The organism is Rhodanobacter sp. UC4451_H18 (assembly GCF_052978225.1).
Map to the genome: position 1 here is coordinate 3,032,427 of NZ_CM129663.1, position 18,235 is coordinate 3,050,661.

At 69.3% G+C, this 18,235-nt stretch carries 10 protein-coding genes and 1 riboswitch; of the genes, 8 read left to right on the forward strand and 2 right to left on the reverse strand.

The window, feature by feature from the left end; genetic code table 11:
• Positions 1-18: 18 nt before the first annotated feature.
• Complete coding sequence (locus ACVCMG_RS13600) at positions 19-1,479, forward strand: APC family permease (RefSeq protein WP_447114355.1); 1,461 nt, start codon at positions 19-21, stop codon at positions 1,477-1,479.
• A gap of 63 nt (positions 1,480-1,542) precedes the next feature.
• Here the strand turns inward: ACVCMG_RS13600 and ACVCMG_RS13605 are convergent, their stop codons facing one another.
• A complete protein-coding gene (locus ACVCMG_RS13605) occupies positions 1,543-2,604 on the reverse strand; it encodes a MurR/RpiR family transcriptional regulator (RefSeq protein ID WP_447099725.1) in 1,062 nt (353 codons plus the stop codon).
• A gap of 23 nt (positions 2,605-2,627) precedes the next feature.
• Positions 2,628-4,067 carry an adenosylhomocysteinase gene (ahcY, locus tag ACVCMG_RS13610; protein WP_447114356.1) on the reverse strand — a complete coding sequence of 480 codons (1,440 nt, stop codon included), beginning with the start codon at positions 4,065-4,067 and terminating at the stop codon, positions 2,628-2,630.
• Between the two features lie 80 nt (positions 4,068-4,147).
• Positions 4,148-4,251: riboswitch (S-adenosyl-L-homocysteine riboswitch) on the reverse strand.
• A gap of 108 nt (positions 4,252-4,359) precedes the next feature.
• On the opposite strand from ahcY, the gene ppc reads away from it, so the two are divergent.
• The 7 genes from ppc to ACVCMG_RS13645 all read left to right on the forward strand — a co-directional run bounded on the left by ppc (position 4,360) and on the right by ACVCMG_RS13645 (position 18,231).
• The gene (gene ppc / locus ACVCMG_RS13615; RefSeq protein WP_447114357.1) at positions 4,360-7,065 is read left to right on the forward strand and encodes a phosphoenolpyruvate carboxylase; all 2,706 of its coding nucleotides are present in this window, start codon (positions 4,360-4,362) and stop codon (positions 7,063-7,065) included.
• 244 nt (positions 7,066-7,309) lie between these two features.
• Entirely contained in the window at positions 7,310-8,557 is a 1,248-nt protein-coding gene (locus tag ACVCMG_RS13620; protein ID WP_447114358.1) for an efflux RND transporter periplasmic adaptor subunit, read from the forward strand.
• Positions 8,558-8,665: 108 nt separating this feature from the next.
• Positions 8,666-9,430: an ABC transporter ATP-binding protein gene (locus ACVCMG_RS13625; RefSeq protein ID WP_447114359.1), complete on the forward strand. Its 765-nt coding sequence runs from the start codon at positions 8,666-8,668 to the stop codon at positions 9,428-9,430.
• Entirely contained in the window at positions 9,427-11,871 is a 2,445-nt protein-coding gene (locus tag ACVCMG_RS13630; RefSeq protein WP_447114360.1) for an ADOP family duplicated permease, read from the forward strand. Before ACVCMG_RS13625 ends, ACVCMG_RS13630 begins: the two co-directional genes overlap by 4 nt.
• Positions 11,872-11,876: 5 nt before the next feature.
• Positions 11,877-14,318, forward strand: a complete 2,442-nt coding sequence (locus tag ACVCMG_RS13635) for an ADOP family duplicated permease (RefSeq protein WP_447114361.1) — start codon at positions 11,877-11,879, stop codon at positions 14,316-14,318.
• A 2-nt stretch (positions 14,319-14,320) separates the two neighbouring features.
• The gene (locus ACVCMG_RS13640; RefSeq protein WP_447114362.1) at positions 14,321-16,741 is read left to right on the forward strand and encodes an ADOP family duplicated permease; all 2,421 of its coding nucleotides are present in this window, start codon (positions 14,321-14,323) and stop codon (positions 16,739-16,741) included.
• A gap of 95 nt (positions 16,742-16,836) precedes the next feature.
• Positions 16,837-18,231, forward strand: a complete 1,395-nt coding sequence (locus tag ACVCMG_RS13645) for a sigma-54-dependent transcriptional regulator (protein ID WP_447114363.1) — start codon at positions 16,837-16,839, stop codon at positions 18,229-18,231.
• Positions 18,232-18,235 lie beyond the last annotated feature (4 nt).

An 18,235-nucleotide genomic window follows, 5' to 3' on the forward strand; every position in this document is an offset into this window, starting at 1 on the left:
TATATCATAGTAACTCTCATGAAAGAAAACTTGCAATCGGCGAATGATGACGAACCCGGGCTGGCGCGCACGCTCGGCCCGCTCCAGTTGACGATGATCGGTGTCGGCTGCGTCATCGGCGCCGGCATCTTCGTCATGACCGGCACCGCGGCGGCGACTCATGCCGGGCCGGCGGTGGTGTTGTCGTTCGTGGTGGCGGCGATCGCCTGCGGATTCACCGCGTTCTGCTATGCAGAGCTTGCCGGCACGATGCCGTTGTCCGGTTCGAGCTATTCGTATGCGCTGCTCACGTTTGGCCGCTTCACCGCGTGGTGCGCCGGCTGGCTGCTGCTGCTCGAGTACGGCATTGCCGCGGCGACGGTCGCGGTCGGCTTCGCCGGCTACGCGGTGGCATTGCTCGACCAGTTCGGTCTGCACCTGCCGGCTTCGATCACCACGCCGATGCTCGACTTCCGCACCGACGGCGGCAGCAACCGCCTGCAGTTCGGCGGCGGCATCAACCTCGTCGCCGCCGGCGCGATCCTGGTGGTGACGGCTGTCCTGTTGCGCGGGATGAAGCAGTCGTTCGCGTTCAACACGGCCATCGTGCTGCTCAAGATTGCCGCGCTGGTCGCCTTCGTGCTGGTCGGCATCGCCTTCATCGACCCGGCCAACCTCACGCCGTTCGTGCCGCCGGCGCGTGGCGATTTCGAGTTCGGCTGGCCCGGCGTGCTGCGCGGCGCCTCGGCGATCTTCTTCGCCTACGTCGGCTTCGAGACCGTGTCCACCAGCGCAGCCGAGGCGCGCAACCCCCAGCGCGACCTGCCGATCGGCATCTTCATGACGCTGGCGGTCTGCACGGTGCTGTACATGGCCGTCGCCGCGGTGATGACCGGCATCGTGCCCTACGCCCGGCTCGGCGTCGCCGACCCGATCGCCGTCGCCGTCGACGCGATGCAGCTGCCGATGTTCGGCATCGCAGTCAAGTCCGCCGCGGTGATCGGCCTGCTTTCGGTGCTGCTGACGTCAATCTACGGCCAGACCCGCATTTTCTACGCGATGGCGCGCGATCGCATGCTGCCGCCGGTGTTCGCGCGGATCGACGGCAGGACGCGCACGCCGCAAGTCGGCACCATCTATACCGGCGTGGCCATGGCGTTGCTCGCGGCGTGCCTGCCGATCAGCCTGCTCGGCGACCTGATCAGCCTCGGCACGGCGGTCGCGTTCGCGATCGTCTGCGCGGCGGTCATGCGCCTGCGCGTGGTCGAGCCCGATCGGCCGCGATCGTTCCGGGTGCCGCTGGGCGGCATCCGCGTGGGTGGCTGGTGGATCGGCATCATTCCGGCGCTCGGCATCGCCTTCGCCGCGCTGATGGGCTTGCCGCTGCTGATCGACATGGTGCTGCGCGCCACGCGCGGTGACGTGCTGCCGCTGGCGATCGTCGGCGGCTATTTCGCGGCCGGCCTGGTCATCTACGTGGTCTACGTGCGGTCGCGCTGAACGGGAGCGGCGATCATGGTTCCGCAGAAGCGCGGGGCCTCGGCCCGACGGTGCGCTGCGTGCTCAAGGCTCGATGTCGCCGCCCTTCTTGCGCCGCCCGCGCGCGGGTTTCCCGACGTGGCCGACGAATTCCTGGTAGAGGTCGGAGACGTGGGCCAGGCGTTGCTCCACGCGGTCGCCGAGCGCGAGAACCACGCCGTTGACCAGCAGCGCCAGCGCCGCGTGGATCGGAACGGTGGTGCCCCAGAAGATCCCGCTTTCCGTCGGCAATGCCAGGATGTGCGGCGTGTATTCGCTGGCCCAGTGGCAATACTTGTCGGTGATCATCACCAGCGGCAGCCCGCGCTGCCGGCAATGACGGGCGAGCAGCTGTGCCTGGCGCGAGTAGCGGCGCGTCTCCACGATCACGACGCAATCCTTGTCGGTGCCGTCAAGCAGCACCTCCGAGAAGCTTCCGGTAGCCAGGTCGGCCACCCGCACTCGCGGGCGCACATATTGCAGGAAACTGGCGAAGTGGGCCGCAAGCCCGCGCTCGGTCTGGAATCCCACGATGTGCAGGGTCGAGCAGTGCGCCAGGCGCGCAACGATATCCTGCCATTCGCGCGTTTCCGCGCGGCGGTAGACCTCGATGATGCCGGCGATGGTCAGGTCCAGGTCGCGTTGCAGCGCCGGTTCGCCGCTGCCGGTCTGCAGCATCGAGCGCAGGCCTTCGCCGATCGGCCATGGCGCGACGGCCACGTCGAACTTGAAAGCCGACTTCAGCTCGCGGAAGTTCCGGTAGCCGAGGCGACGGCAGAACCGGCCCACCGTCGCGGCGCTGATGGCGAGCTTGGCGGCGAGCGAGTTGGCGGTCTCGAACGGCACCGCCTGCCGGTTGGTGAGCAGGAAGTTCGCGATCACCCGTTCGGACGCGGTCATCCGGTCCATTTCACTGCGAAGCTGGCTGAACAATCGCCGGTCGGCGCTGCTTGGCTTTGGCGACATCGACGCCGTCTCCCGTGGGTTCGACCGTGTTGGATCGGTACGAAAGTATGATCCGGCGCGGCGCTGGCCGCACGGTGCACGCTGCCCGGTGGTGAGCCGGTGATGGCAGAACGGGCGCCTTGCGCGCCCGTTCTGCTGCAACCGACCGATGATCCGCTGGCGGCTCAGTAGCGGTAGTGGTCCGGCTTGTACGGGCCTTCCACCGGCACGCCGAGGTAGCCGGCCTGCTCCTTCGTCAGCGTGGTCAGCTTCACGCCGATCTTCTCCAGGTGCAGGCGGGCGACTTCCTCGTCCAGCTTCTTCGGCAGGATGTAGACCTTCGCCTCGTACTTGTCCTTGTTCGCCCACAGGTCGATCTGCGCCAGGGTCTGGTTGGAGAACGAGTTGGACATCACGAAGCTGGGGTGGCCGGTGGCGCAGCCGAGATTCACCAGGCGGCCTTCGGCGAGCAGGAAGATGGAGCGGCCGTCCTTGAAGGTGTACTTGTCCACCTGCGGCTTGATGTTGAGCTTCTCGACGCCGGCCATCGCGTTGAGCGCGTCGACCTGGATCTCGTTGTCGAAGTGGCCGATGTTGCAGACGATGGCCTGGTCCTTCATCGACTTCAGGTGCTCCAGCGTCAGCACGTCCTTGTTGCCGGTGGTGGTGACATAGATGTCGCCGCGGCCCAGGGTGGATTCGACCGTGTTGACCTCGAAGCCTTCCATCGCCGCCTGCAGCGCGTTGATCGGGTCGATCTCGGTGACGACGACGCGCGAGCCGTAGGCACGCAGCGAATGCGCGCAGCCCTTGCCCACATCGCCGTAGCCGCAGACCACGGCCACCTTGCCGGCCAGCATCACGTCCATCGCGCGCTTCAGGCCGTCGGCCAGCGACTCGCGGCAGCCGTACAGGTTGTCGAACTTGCTCTTGGTGACCGAGTCGTTGACGTTGATCGCCGGCACCAGCAGCGACTTCGCCTCGGCCAGCTGGTACAGGCGGTGCACGCCGGTGGTGGTCTCCTCGGAGACGCCCTTCCAGTCCTTCACCACGGTGTGCCAGTAGCCCGGGCGCTCGGCATGCACGCGCTTGAGCAGGTTCTTGATCACCTGCTCCTCGTGCGAGGAGGCCTTCTCGTCCACCCACTTCGAGCCGTTCTCCAGCTCGTAGCCCTTGTGGATCAGCAGCGTCACGTCGCCGCCGTCGTCGACCACCAACTGGGGCCCAAGGAAACCGCCCTTGCCGTCGGGGAAGGACAGCGCGTCCAGCGTGCAGTCCCAGTATTCCTCCAGCGTCTCGCCCTTCCAGGCGAACACCGGCGTGCCGGTGGCGGCGATCGCGGCGGCGGCATGGTCCTGGGTCGAGAAGATATTGCACGAGGCCCAGCGCACGTCGGCGCCGATGTCCTTCAGCGTCTCGATCAGCACCGCGGTCTGGATCGTCATGTGCAGCGAGCCGGTCACGCGCACGCCCTTGAGCGGCAACGTGGCGGCGTGCTTCTTGCGGATCGACATCAGGCCCGGCATCTCGTGCTCGGCGATGTCCAGTTCCTTGCGGCCGAAATCGGCCAGCGAGATGTCGCGGATCTTGTAGTCGTGGGTGTTTTCTTTCAGTGCGGCGTTCATGGATATCTCCGGTTAGTGCGAGCTTTGTGAAGAGTCCGGCCATGGGTGGCCGGTCCTGCTTCGCGAAGGGACTCGCGTAAAGCAACCGGGCGCCGTTGTGGAACGTGCCGCGCCGAGCCTGGCCGCTGCGTGGGTTGCGGAGAGAGCCGCATCCACGCCAACGGTCGCAGCGCCCCTCGGCGGGCAGTGCAAGCGGGCCATTGTAGCGGCATAAGCTTATGCCTGCCGGCGTGGTGCCGCGGCCGCGCCGATTCGGTAGGCTGGGCGCTTGTCCGCAACGGTGGAGCACGGCGTGGAAACAGATCGCGAGCCCGAATTCCTGCCGCACGACGGTCCGCTGCGCGAGGACGTGGGCCGGTTGGGTGCGATGGTCGGCAGGATGCTGGCCGAGCAGGGCGGCGAGGCGTTCTTCGAGCGGGTCGAGCAGGTGCGCATCGCGGCGATCCGCCGTCGCGCCGAGGGCGCCTCCACCGACGAGCTGGCGCGTTCGCTGGCCGGGCTGGAGCCCGATCGCGCCGAGGCGCTGGCGCGGGCGTTCGCCACCTATTTCCACGCGGTCAACACCGCCGAGCGGGTACACCGCATCCGCCGCCGCCGCGACTACCAGCGCGAGAGCAACCAGGTGCAGCCCGAGTCCCTGCTCGACGCGCTGGGCCGGCTGAAGGCGCAGGGCGTGGACGCGGCCGAACTGCTGGGCTGGCTCGACCGGCTGTGGATCGAGCCGGTGTTCACCGCGCATCCCACCGAGGCGGTGCGGCGCTCGCTGCTGGAGAAGGAGCAGGCCATCGTGCGTTCGCTGGTCGACGGCTTCGACCCTGCGCGCACGCCGCAGGAGCGCGCCGCGGATGACGAGCGCATCTACATGGCGCTGTCCGCCGGCTGGCAGACCGCCGAGGCCTCGCCGATCCGGCCCACCGTGCAGGACGAGCATCACCACGTGGGCTTCTACCTGGCCAACCCGCTGTACCGGGTGGTGCCGGCGCTGTACGAGGCACTCGCCGAGGCGCTGCAGCAGGTCTATGGCGTGGCGGTGGAGCTGCCGCGCCTGCTGGGCTTCGCCACCTGGGTTGGCGGCGACATGGACGGCAACCCGAACGTCGGCGCCGACACCATCGCCGCCAGCCTCGCCACCCAGCGCGCGCATGTCATCGAGCACTACGTGGCGGATGTCGCCAACCTCGCGCGCCTGCTCAGCCAGACCGACAGCCGGGTGCAGGTCGCGCCGGCGTTGCAGCAGCGGCTGGCCGACTATCGCGAGCGTTTTCCGCGGGCCGCCGAGCGCATCCGCCCGCGCCACGCGGACATGCCGTATCGCTGCCTGCTCACCCTGATTGGCGCGCGGCTGGAGGCCAGCCTGCGCGACGATGACGCCGACGGCTACGCTTCCGCCGCCGAGCTGCAGGCCGACCTGCAGCTGATCGCCGACAGCCTGATCGCCCACCGCGGCCTGCACGCCGGGGCTTACGCGGTGCAGCGGCTGGTCCAGCGCGTGCGCACCTTCGGCCTGCACCTGGCGCGGCTCGACGTGCGCCAGGATTCGCGCGTGCACGACGACGCGCTGGCCGCGCTGTTCGACGACAAGGGCTGGGCCGCGCGGCCGGCCGCCGAGCGCACAGTGCAATTGCGCGACTACGCCAGCGGCCATGCACGCTTCGCGATCAGCCATGCCGAAGTGGTCACCGCGCTGTACGACGTGTTCGCCACCCTGGGTGACACGCGCCGCCGTTACGGCAGCGAAGCGGTGGGGCTGTACGTCATCAGCATGGCGCGCAGCGCGGCCGACGTGCTGGCGGTGCTCGCGCTGGCGCGCTACGGCGGGCTGGTGCAGGGCGACAGCGTGCCGCTCAACATCGCCCCGCTGTTCGAGACCGTGGACGATCTGAAGAACGCGCCGGCCACCTTGCAGGCGCTGCTGGACGACCCCGTCTACCGTCGCCACCTGGCCGCGCGCGACGATCAGCAGTGGGTGATGCTGGGCTACTCGGACAGCGGCAAGGACGGCGGCACGCTGGCCTCGCGCTGGGGCCTGCAGCGGGCGCAGGTGGAGTTGCTGGAGGTGGCGCGCGGCGCCGGCATCCAGCTGGCGTTCTTCCACGGCCGGGGCGGCTCGGCCAGTCGCGGTGGCGTGCGCATCGCGCCGGCGCTGATGTCCTCGCCGCGCGGATCGGTGGCCGGCGTGCTGCGGGTGACCGAGCAGGGCGAGGTGATCCACCGCAAGTACGGCATCCGCGCGCTGGCGCTGCGCAACCTGGAACAGACCGTGAGCGCCGTGTTGCGCGCCTCGTTGCGCCCGCGCGCCGACGACCCGCGCGAGGAGCAGTGGCGCGAACGCATGAACGTGCTGTCGGCCGCCAGCCGCGAGACCTACCGCGCCTTCGTCGAACACGCGCACTTCGTGGAGTACTTCCGCAGCGCCACGCCGATCGACGTGATCGAGCGCATGACCCTGGGCTCGCGCCCGGCCAGCCGGCGCAGCATGCGCGGCGTACAGGACCTGCGCGCGATCCCGTGGGTGTTCGCCTGGACCCAGTGCCGCTCGATCCTGCCCGGCTGGTACGGCCTGGGCAGCGCGCTGGAGCAGGGCGTGCGCGAGTTCGGCCTGGAGGCGATGGCCGAGATGGCGCGCGACTGGCCGTTCTTCAGCAACATGCTCGACGACGTCGAAATGGTACTGGCCAAGTGCGACCTCGACATCGCCGAGGCGTTCTCGCGCCTCTCAGGCCCGCTGCACGAGGAGATGTTCGGCTTGATCCGCACCGAGTTCGAACGCACCCGCCGCGCGCTGCTGCAATTGAACGGGCATCCCGCGCTGCTGCAGGACGCGCCGCGCCTGGCCGCCTCGATCCGCCTGCGCAACCCCTACGTCGATCCGATGAGCCTGCTGCAGGTCGACCTGCTGCAACGCTGGCGCGAGCGCGACTGCAACGACGACGAACTGCTGCAGGCCCTGGTCGCCTGCGTCAACGGTGTGGCTCAGGGGCTGCAGAACACGGGCTGACTGCTGCGGGATTCGGGATTGGCAAGCCTCGTAGGGCGGGCACTGCCCGCCGCTCTGGCTTCGCGTTGCCGCAAAAAGCCGGCGGGCACTGCCCGCCCTACGACGCCCCCGAGCCCCTACTCGTACGGTTCCGGACATGGCTGTCCGCTGGCGAACGAAGGCATCGCCCAAACGTGGGCCGAAATCGTTGCGGGGCGGGCATTTGCGTCCATGGCACGGGCCTTGCTCCGACAGGCTCATGGACATGGTCAACCCCACCCTGAAACTGCGCAAGCGTCGGCGCCTGCGCCTGATCGCGATAGCCGTCGTCGTGCTCGTCGCGGCGCTGGCCGCGTTGCTGCTGCGGCTGGGCCCGGCGCTGCCCAACGCCGAGCGCTCCAGCCTGTGGATCGACACCGTGCAGCGTGGCGACATGCTGCGCGAGGTGCGCGCCACCGGCACCCTGGTGCCACGCACCTCGCGCTGGCTGGCCGCCGCCACCGCCGCCCAGGTGGAACAGATCGTGGTGTGGCCGGGCGCCACGGTGCAGCCCGATACCGTGCTGATGAGCCTCTCCGACCCCGAAGTGCAGGACAGCCTGCGCAATGCCCAGGCCCAGGTGGCCGCGGCGCAGGCCCAGGTGGCGGCCAAGCGCGCCGAGTTGCAATCGCAATTGCTCGACCAGCGTTCGGCCGAGGCGCAGGCGCAGGCCGATTACGCTTCGGCCAAGGTCAAGGCCGATGCCGACGCCAAGGCCGTGGCCCGGCATCTGATTCCCGAGGTGCGCTACGAACAGGAGCAGATCGTCCTGGCCCAGTTGAAGAACCGCATGCAGATCGAGCAGCAGCGCGTGCGTGCGTTCGGCGCCAGCATGCAGGCGCAGCTCGACGCGGTGAAGGCACAACTCGCGCAGCAACAGAGCAACCTGCAACTGCGCCAGCGCCAGGCCGATGCGCTCGAGGTCAAGGCCGGCATCGCCGGCGTGCTGCAGGAAGTGGCCGTGCAGGAAGGCGCCCAGGTCGCCGCTGGCGCCAACCTCGCACGGGTGGCGCGCACCGACGTGCTGATCGCCCGCCTGCAAGTCCCCGAGGTACAGGCCAAGGACGTGGCGATGGGCATGCCGGTCAATGTGGACACCCACAACGGCGTGATCGCCGGCAAGGTCGAGCGCATCGACCCGGCCGTGCGCAACGGCAGCGTGCAGGTGGATGTGGCGCTCAATGGCAAACTGCCGGCGGGCGCACGCCCCGATCTCTCGGTGGACGGCCGCATCCGCATCGCCGAATTGCACGACGTGGTATCGGTCGGCCGCCCCGCGCTGGCCGCTGCCGACAGCGACCTCAGCCTGTTCCGCCTCGACCCCGATGGCGACACCGCCACCCGCGTGCCGGTGCGCATCGGCGCCACCTCGGTCGATCGCGTGCAGGTGTTGCGCGGTTTGAAGCCCGGCGACAAGGTCATCCTCTCCGACACCAGCCAGTGGGATAAATATGACCGCCTGCGCCTACGCTGATTCCGTAGGGCGGGCACTGCCCGCCGCTCTTGTTGCATGCGTCGGCGGGCAGTGCCCGCCCTACGAGAATGGCGTCAACGTCAGACCCTTATCGAAACGGACGAATCCATGAACGAACCCACCACCGTCATTACCCTCGCCAACCTCCGCAAGGTATTCCAGACCGACGAGGTGGAAACCCATGCGCTCTCCGACGTGCATCTGGAGATACGCCGTGGCGAATACGTCTCCATCTCCGGCCCGTCCGGCTGCGGCAAGACCACGCTGCTGTCCATCCTGGGCCTGCTCGACACCGCCAGCGCCGGCAGCTACGTGCTGAACGGTCACGACGTGGCGGCACTGAACGCCGCCGCGCGCGCACGCATCCGCAACGCCGAGATCGGTTTCATCTTCCAGGCTTTCAACCTGATCGGCGACTTGAGCGTGCAGGAGAACGTCGAACTGCCGCTCACCTACCGCAATGGCATCGGCGCTGCCGAGCGGCGCGAGCGTGTGCAGGAGGTGCTGGAGCGCGTCGGCATGGCGCACCGCATGCGTCATTACCCCGCGCAATTGTCCGGCGGTCAGCAGCAGCGCGTGGCGGTGGCCCGTGCGCTGGTCGGCAAGCCCGCGATCCTGCTCGCCGACGAGCCGACCGGCAACCTCGACTCGCGCAGCGGCGAAGCGGTGATGACGCTGCTCGATGAGCTGCACAAGGACGGCGCCACGATCTGCATGGTCACCCACGACGCGCGCTACGCCGAACTCGCGCAACGCAAGGTCCGCATGTTCGACGGTCGCGTGGTCGACGAGGAAACCTTCGAGCGTCTGCGCCATGAAGACGAGCAGCGGCTGGATGTGCTGATCGGCCAGCGCGTGGAGACCGGCGCGTGAACATCTGGCTTGCCGAAATCTGGCGCGCGTGGCGCGCGAACCTTCGCCGGCCGGGCTTTCTGCTGCTGGCCTCCGGCGTGCTGGCGCTGGGTATCGGCAGCACCGTTGCGGTGTCCACGCTGATCGACCAGGTGTTGCTGAAGCCGTTGCCGGTGCCGCAGGCCTCGCGGTTGCTGGTGGCGGGTCCCTGGGACACTTGGAACAGCGATCAGGTCAACGCGGTCTCGCCGCAGCAGTACCAGCACATGCAGTCGCTGCAAGGCGTGCAATCCATCGGCCTGATCCAGGCCGGCCCGAAGTTGAACATCGCCGGTGATGGCCAGCCGGAACTGGTGCCGGTGCTGTACGCCGACCGCGGCCTGCTGCCGACGGTCGGTTTGCCGATGCGGCTGGGTCGCGGCTTCAGCGCCGAAGAGGACCGGCCGCATGGGCCGCAGGTGGTGATCCTGGGTCACGGCTTCTGGCAGCACCGGTATGGCGGCGACGCCGGTGTGATCGGTCGCCGCATCCAGGTGGAAGGCACGCCCCGCACCATCATTGGCGTGTTGCCGCAAGGTTTCGCCGCACTGGGTTTCAACGGCGACATCATGCTGCCGTCGGCGCTGCCGGCAAACAGCGCCGATGACGGCACCAACTACATGGCGCTGCTGCGCCCGAACGAAGGCGTAGCCGCCGCCGCGGTGGCGGCCGAGGTCGATACCCGTCTGCATGCGATGTACGTCGCGCTGGGCGACAACGAATGGGAGCGCGTCCACTTCGCCACGCAGTCGTTCAATGCGTGGCGGCACGGCGATGCCAGGCGCGTGCTGATGCTGTTTCTCACCAGCGCGTTGTTCGTGCTGCTGATTGCACTGGTCAACCTGACCAACCTGATGCTGCTGCGCGCGCTGTCGCGCAGTCACGATGCCGCGGTGCGCGGCGCGTTGGGCGCACCGACGCTGCGGCTGGCGCTGCCGGCGCTGGCCGAAGGCTTGCTGGTGGGCGTCGTCGGTGCCTTGGCCGGCGTGCTGCTGGCGGTGGTGGGTCTGGGCGCACTGCAAAGTCACATGCCGGCGCAGTGGCTGCCGGACAGTCGGCTGCATTTTGGTGCCGTGACGTGGCTGCTGGCGTTGTTGATCGGCTTGGTTGGCGCCCTGCTGGCGGCGACGCTCGGCCTGTGGCGCGGCCGCCGGGCGACGGCGATCGACGAGTTGCGCGAAGGCGGGCGTAGTGGACTCGGCCTGCACAGCGGACGGCTGGGCCGCGTGCTGGTGGTGGCGCAGGTGGCGTTGGCAACGGCGCTGCTCAGCTCCGCCGGCTTGTTCCTGCACACGCTGTACGACGCCGCGCGCACACCGCTGGGCTTCACCAGCGACGGTATCCTCACGTTCGAGCTTTCGCCGGTGCGGGCTGACTATCCCGACGCCGCTGCGGTGAGTGGCCTGTCCGAGCGCGTGCTGGAACGCCTGCGCGCCATCCCCGGCGTGACCGATGTCACCTCGACCACCAATCTTCCGGCGGGCCTGTGGAGTGGACAGTTCAACCTTGGCGGTCTGCAGCTGCCCGGCAGCGGGGAAATGTTCAACACGCAGTACCGCGGCGTCGGTTCCGATTTCTTCGCGTTGTTCGGCGTCGCCATGCGCGAAGGACGCGCGTTCGACCGCAACGACGTCCGTGGCGGCGAGACAGTGGCGATCGTCAACCGGGCGATGGCGAAGCAGCGCTACGGCGGCCATGCCCTCGGCCAGACGATCCAGCGCGACGAACGCGGCGATCACGCCGGCGTGTGGTCGGCACGCATCGTCGGCGTGGTCGGCGACACCAACCAGTTCGGCCCGCTGGAGGAGTCGCCGGAAGTGCTCTACGTGCCGCTGGCGCAGATGACCGACAACGCCATGCAGATCTTCCGCAGCTTCCAACCGATGCGCTTCGCGCTGCGCGGCCACGGCGACCCGAACGCCTGGCGCGACGCCCTGCGCAAGGCGGTGGCCGAGGTCGCGCCGAACCAGCCGATCGCCAACGTGCGCACCATGCGCAGCATCGTCGACAGCACCACCGCCGACATGCGCCTCAACCTCTTGTTGGTTGGCCTCTTCGCCGCGCTGGCGTTGTTGCTTGCCGCCGCCGGCATGTACGCGGTGATGGCGGTGGCGGTGGCGGCGCGCGAACGCGAGTTCGGCGTGCGCAGCGCGCTCGGCGCCTCGCCGGCCCGATTGACCAAGCTGGTGCTGCTTGGCGGACTCCTGCAGGTCGCCTTTGGCCTCGCACTCGGCGTGGCGCTCGCGCTGTCGCTGTCGGGCGTGCTGCGCGCCGTACTGCAGGACATCGGCCGCAGCGCGATCGATCCCGTGGCGCTCGCTGGCGTGTGCGTGCTGCTGGCCATCGCCGGCCTGCTGGCCTGCCTGTTGCCGGCGCTGCGCGCCGGTCGGGTTCATCCGATGCGCGCGTTGCGGGGGGAGTAGAGGCCATGGCGATCCTGCTCACCGAAATCTGGCGTGCCTGGCGCACGAGCCTGCGTCGCCCCGGCTTCCTGCTGCTGGCCAGCGGTGTGCTGGCGCTGGGCATTGGCGCCAGCGTGGCGGTGACCACGCTGATCCAGAACAGCTTGTGGCGACCCCTGCCGGTGCCGCAGCCGTCGCAGCTGGTCGTGCTGGGCAAGATCTACGACAACGGCCACGTGGGAGGCATCTCGCCGCACGAGTACCAATACCTGGACAAGCTCGATGGCGTGACGTCGCTGGGACTGGAGCGGCCTGGTTCAACGGTGAACGTCGCCGGTGCCGGTGCGCCGGCACAAGTGCCCGTGATCTACATCGACCGGCACATGCTGCCCACGTTGGGCCTGTCGCCGGTGCTGGGAAGCAACTTCAACGCGCAGCAGGATCGCCCGCACGGGCCGCCGGTGGTCATCCTCGGCCATGGTTTCTGGCAGCGCAGCTACGGCGGCGACACGCAGGTGATCGGCCGCAGCCTGCAGGTGGGAGGCGAGCCGCATACGATCATCGGCGTGCTGCCGGCCGCCTTCAATACGGTGCTCGGGCCAGGCGACGTGATGCTGCCGACGGCGCTGCCGGTAGGCAGCCGCGACTACAGCAACAACGGCACCATCGCGATCGCGCGGTTGGCGCCCGGCACCGACATCGCCGCGGTGTCGGCGCAGACCGATGCGCGCGAGCGGGCGATGTATCGCGACATGGCGATGGGCGGCAACTGGAAGAAGCCACGCTTCGGCGCCGAAGGCCTGTCCTCGGTCATGCAGCAGGATGCACGGCCGATGCTGCTGCTCTTCATGACCAGCGCGGCGCTGGTACTGCTGATCGCGCTGGTCAACCTGACCAACCTGATGCTGCTGCGCGCACTGTCGCGCAACCACGACGCGGCGGTGCGCAGCGCGCTGGGCGCACCGCTGCTGCGGCTGATGCTGCCGTCGCTGGGCGAGGGCCTGTTGATCGGTGGCGTCGGCGCGCTGCTGGGCATGGCACTGGCAACGGTGGGGCTGGCCATGCTGCAGGGTTTCATTCCCGCCGAATGGTTGTGGGGCGGGCGTCTGCATGTCGGCGCATCCGCGTGGTGGCTGGCCTTCGCGGTGGGTCTGCTGGGCGCGTTGCTGGCGGCATGCCTGGCGCTGTGGCGCAGTCGCAGTGCGACCACGGTGGATGAGCTGCGCGAGGGCGGGCGCAGCGGCATCGGCCTGCGCAGCGGCCGGCTCGGTCGCATGCTGGTGGTAGCGCAGGTGACGCTGGCGGCGGTGCTGCTGTGTGCGGCCGGCGTGTTCATGCATGGGCTCTACGATGCCTCGCGCATGCAGCTGGGTTTTGCCGACAGCCACATCCTCACCTTCGACCTGGCGCCGGTGAAGGCCGATTATCCGGACGTGGCCGCGATCAATGATCTGACACGACGGTTGGTGCAGCGGCTGCGCAGGATACCGGGCGTGACCGAGGCGGCGGTGACCACCAACCTGCCGGCCAGCGACGGCATGTACGGGCAACTGCAAACCAGCCCGCACACGCCGGACGGCAAGGAGTTCGGGGCGCAGTATCACGGCATCGGCCCCGGCTTCTTCGAGCTGTTCGCGATTCCCTTGCGCGAGGGGCGCGATTTCAACGACAACGACGTGGCCGGTGGTGAACGGGTGGCCATCGTCAGCCAGGACCTGGCCGACACGTATTACGGTGGCCACGCGGTGGGCAAGACGATCGACGTGCCTCGTGATGGTGAAGGGGTGTGGTCGCTGCGCATCGTCGGCGTGGTCGGGGCCACCTATCAACGGGGGCCGCTGCAGCCACTGCAGCCGGTGCTGTACATACCGCTGATGCAGATGCCCGAGTCGTCGATGAAGATCATCCGGGACATGGAGCCGCTGCGCTTCGCGTTGCGCGGCCACGGCAACCCGATGGACTGGCAAGCCGATGTGCGCGCGGCGCTGGCGGAGGTCGCGCCGGAGCAGCCCATCGCCAACCTGCGCAGCATGCAAAGCATCGTGCGCCAGACCACGCAGAACGCGCGGTTGAGCCTGTGGCTGATCGGCCTGTTCGCCGCATTGGCCCTGCTGCTGGCCGCGGCCGGCCTGTATGCGGTGATGGCGGTGGCGGTGGCCGCGCGCGAGCGCGAGTTCGGTGTGCGCATGGCCTTGGGTGCGGCGCCCGTGCGGCTGCTGCGATTGGTGCTGCGCGGTGGTCTGGTGCAGATCGCCGCGGGGTTGGCGCTGGGCGTGGCGGCGGCGTGGCTGATGGCGCGCGCGGTGTCGCAAGTGCTGATGACGCTGATCGGTCGCGGCGGCGCGCTCGATCCGCTGGTGATGCTGGGCGTGGCGGTGGTGCTGGCGGTTGCCGGATTGCTGGCCTGCCTGCTGCCGGCATGGCGTGCGGCGAGCGTGGCGCCCATGCGCGCCCTGAGGGGAGAGTGACGATGATCGTGCGCGAATTTCGCGAAGCGTGGCGCCGGCTGGCGCGGCGGCCCGGTTATGCGCTGCTGTCGGTGCTGGTGCTGGGTGTGGGGCTGGGCGTGGCGCTGTTCCTGTTCTCGCTGGTCAACACGCTGATCCTGCAGCCGCTGCCGATGCCGGAGCCGGCGCGGCTGATGGCGGTGGGCGAGCCTTCGCACAGCGGCAATGGCCTCGGCGACATCGACAGCGACCAGTACCTGGCCTTGCGCGGGCATCTGCGCAGCGTGGACCTGATGGGCGCGTACACCGGCGTCGGCGTGGGCCTGGACGCGGGCAACAGCGCCACGTACTACCAGGGCAGCCGCCTGACCGCGTCGATGATGCCGTTGTTCGGGCTCAAGCCGCTGCTGGGGCGTGGCCTGGTGCCTTCCGACGAGGAACCCGGGGCTGCGCCGGTGGTGCTGCTGGGCGAAGCGCTGTGGCGGCATGCGTTCAAGGCCGACCCGCACGTCGTTGGGCGCGCGGTGCGGGTCAACGGCGAGTGGACGACGGTGGTCGGCGTGCTGCCGGCAAGCGCCGACGATCTGCCCGTCACGGGCAACCAGGTGTGGCTGCCGCTGCAACTGCAACCGGGCCAGCACCGCGACCTGTCCGGCGTCGTGCGGCTGGCGCCCGGCAGCCGGCTGGCGTCGGCGCGGGCGGAGCTGGATGCGTGGAGTACGCGACTGCAGCAGGCGCTGGGGCCTGGCCAGCATTCGCGCGGCATCGTGGTCAAGCCGCTGGGGTTCACCTTCGTGCCCGAGGACATGCGCCAATGGGTATGGCTGATGTTCGGCGCGGCGGTGCTGGTGCTGCTGCTGGCCTGCGTCAACGTGGCGAATCTGCAGTTGGTGCAGACGCTGCAGCGACGGCATGAGCTGGCCCTGCGCAGTGCGCTCGGCAGCGGTCGCGCGCGGTTGATGTTCGGCACGCTGGCGGAGAGCCTGCTGCTCAGTCTCGCGGCGCTGGCGATCGCGCTGCCGATCGTGCATGGCGGCAATCGCTGGATCGTCGCGATGTACTTCAGCGAGGCGCCGGGCGTGGTGCCGTTCCATCACTTCGGCATCGACGCGCTGGTGGCTGCGGTGGCGCTGGCCGCCGCGGTGTTCAGCACGGCGACGGCCGGCTTGATCCCGGCGTGGCGCGCGTCCAGGGCCAACCTGCAGGACACCTTGCGCGATGGTGGCAAGGGCTCGGCGGCCGGCTTCGCCCGCGTGGCCAAGGTCATGGTGATGGCCGAGGTCGCCGTCACCGTGGTGCTGCTGGTGGGAGCAGGCACCTTCGTGCGCGCGGTGGGCAGCGTGCTGTCGCAGCCGGTGGTGGGCGCCTCGCATGCCGACCAGGTGCTGGTGGCCAAGGTGATGCTGCCGCCTGCGACGTACACCGACGATGCGCAGCGCATCGGTTTCCTCGATGCGGTGATCGCGCGCTTGCGCCGCGACGCTGGCGCGGTCGATGCCTCGGCATCAGATACCGTGCCCGGCGCGGTGCTGGGCAGTCACGAATCCATCGCGCTGCCAGGCCAACCCGAGCCGGCAGATGGCTGGCCGCGCGCGCAGATGGGCATCGTTGATGCGCACTTCCTCGCCACCTATGGCGTGCGGCTGCGCACGGGGCGCTTCTTCGATGCGCGCGACCGCGCGGACAGCGCGGCGGTGGCGGTGGTGGATGCCAAACTGGCCGACGCCATGTGGCCGCATGGCGATGCGCTGGGTCGCAAGCTGGTGCTGTGGCCCGGCCGTACCGGTGCGAAAACGCTCACCGTCATCGGCGTGACCGAGTCTCTGCAGATGGACGGCGTGCTGGAAAAATCGCTGCCGGGCCTGCTGTTGCCGCTGGGCCAGTCAGCTACGCAATCGCCGCTGCGTGCGGTGGGCCTGGCGGTGCGTACGCGCGCCGACGCCCGGCGCTTCGAGCCGCAACTGATCGCTGCCGTGCATGCGGTCGATCCGCAGGCGGTGGTGTATCGCGTGCGCTCGCAGGCGTCGGCGATGGCGCAGGGCAGGGTGGGTCTTGCGGTGCTTTCCACCGTGTTCGGCGCCTTGGGCCTGGTGGCGCTGTTGCTGGCCGGCGCCGGCTTGTACGGGGTGCTGGCGTTCTCGGTGACGCAGCGGACGCGCGAGCTGGGCATTCGCCGCGCGATCGGCGCCGGCCACGGCGCAATCGTGCGCACGGTGGCGCGGCAGCTGGGCTGGCGGCTCGGCATCGGGCTGGGCATCGGCCTGCTGCTGGCCATGCCGTGGTCGGCGCTACTGGCCGATCCCGGTCTGCGCACCCGCGCCCATGATCCCGTCGTCTTCGTGCCGGTCTTGCTGGTGGTACTCGGCGTGGCCGTGCTGGCGGCGCTGGTGCCGCTGGCGCGCGCATTGCGCGTCGACCCGGCAATTGCGCTGAGATACGAGTAGGAGCCCGCAAGCGGGCGATGCCTTCCCGACCGATTCGGGTACGGAGCCCGGGGCATCGCCCGCAAGCGGGCTCCTACCCTATGCTGGACGACATGATGCGCGAAACGACTCCCACCATCCTTCTCGCCGATGATCAGGCCGACGTGCGCGAGGCGTTGCGCCTGCTGCTGAAGTCCGAGGGCATTGCCAGCGTCGGCGTGGACGGCCCGGCGCCGGCGCTTGAGGCAGCGCGCCAGCGCGATTTCAGCTGTGCGCTGATCGACCTCAACTACACCCGCGACACCACCTCGGGCGAAGAGGGCCTGGCCCTGCTCGACGCGTTGCGCCAGCATGCGCCGGAGTTGCCGGTGGTGGTGATGACGGCGTGGGGTAATGTGCCGTTGGCAGTGGACGCGTTGCGCCGCGGCGCCGGCGATTTCATCGAGAAACCATGGGACAACGCGCGGCTGCTCAGCATCGTGCGCAACCAGATCGCGCTGGGCGCTGGCGCGCGGCGGCAGCGCCGGCTGGAGGCGGAGAACGCGCTGCTGCGCGGCGGCGGCGAGGCGCTGGTCGCCGAGTCGCCGGCGATGCGACGGGTGATGGAACTGGTCGCGCGGGTCGCGCCCAGCGACGCGAACGTGCTGGTGCTGGGCGAGAACGGCACCGGCAAGGGCGTGATCGCGCAGGCGCTGCATGCGCAATCGCGCCGTGCCGCGAAGGCGCTGGTCAAGGTCAACATGGGCGCCATCGCCGAGAACGTGTTCGAGTCGGAGATGTTCGGCCACGTGCGCGGCGCCTACACCGACGCCAAGAGCGAACGCATCGGCCGTTTCGAACTGGCCGATGGCGGCACGCTGTTCCTCGACGAGGTCGGCAACGTGCCGGCGTCGCAACAGCCGAAGCTGCTGCGCGTGCTGGAGGACGGCGAGTTCGAGCGGCTCGGTTCCTCGCGTACGCAGGGCGTGGACGTGCGGCTGGTCTCGGCGACCAATGCCGACCTCGCCGTCGAAGTGGAGGCCGGGCGCTTCCGCAAGGACCTGCTGTATCGCCTCAACACGCTGGAGGTCTACCTGCCGCCCTTGCGCGAGCGTCGTGACGACATCCTGCCGCTGGCGCGCAGCTTCCTCGAACGCAGCGCCGCACGGTACGGCCGCCACGGACTGCGGCTGGCGCCTTCGGCCGAACGTGCCTTGCTCGCCTGGCGCTGGCCGGGCAACGTGCGCGAACTGGGCCACCTGATGGAGCGCGCCGCGCTGCTGGCCGAGCACGACCTGGTCAGCGATTCGGCGCTAGCCTTCGGCCCCGGTCCGACCACCGGCGTTGCACCCGCCGATCTCGACGGCATGACCATCGAGCAGGCCGAGGCGCACCTGGTGCGGCGCGCGCTGGAACGCCACGGCGGCAACCTGCAGCACGCCGCCGACGCGCTCGGCATCACCCGCCAGACGCTGTATCGGCGGCTGGAGAAGCACGGCTTGCGCGATCCCTTGTCCGGCGATGCCGACTGATTCC

Coding starts and splice junctions, on each gene's coding strand:
- ACVCMG_RS13600 (WP_447114355.1), top strand. CDS start 19: ATGAAAGAAAACTTGCAATCGGCGAATGATGACGAACCCGGGCTGGCG.
- ahcY (WP_447114356.1), bottom strand. CDS start 4,067: ATGAACGCCGCACTGAAAGAAAACACCCACGACTACAAGATCCGCGAC.
- ACVCMG_RS13620 (WP_447114358.1), top strand. CDS start 7,310: ATGGTCAACCCCACCCTGAAACTGCGCAAGCGTCGGCGCCTGCGCCTG.
- ACVCMG_RS13625 (WP_447114359.1), top strand. CDS start 8,666: ATGAACGAACCCACCACCGTCATTACCCTCGCCAACCTCCGCAAGGTA.
- ACVCMG_RS13635 (WP_447114361.1), top strand. CDS start 11,877: ATGGCGATCCTGCTCACCGAAATCTGGCGTGCCTGGCGCACGAGCCTG.
- ACVCMG_RS13640 (WP_447114362.1), top strand. CDS start 14,321: ATGATCGTGCGCGAATTTCGCGAAGCGTGGCGCCGGCTGGCGCGGCGG.
- ACVCMG_RS13645 (WP_447114363.1), top strand. CDS start 16,837: ATGCGCGAAACGACTCCCACCATCCTTCTCGCCGATGATCAGGCCGAC.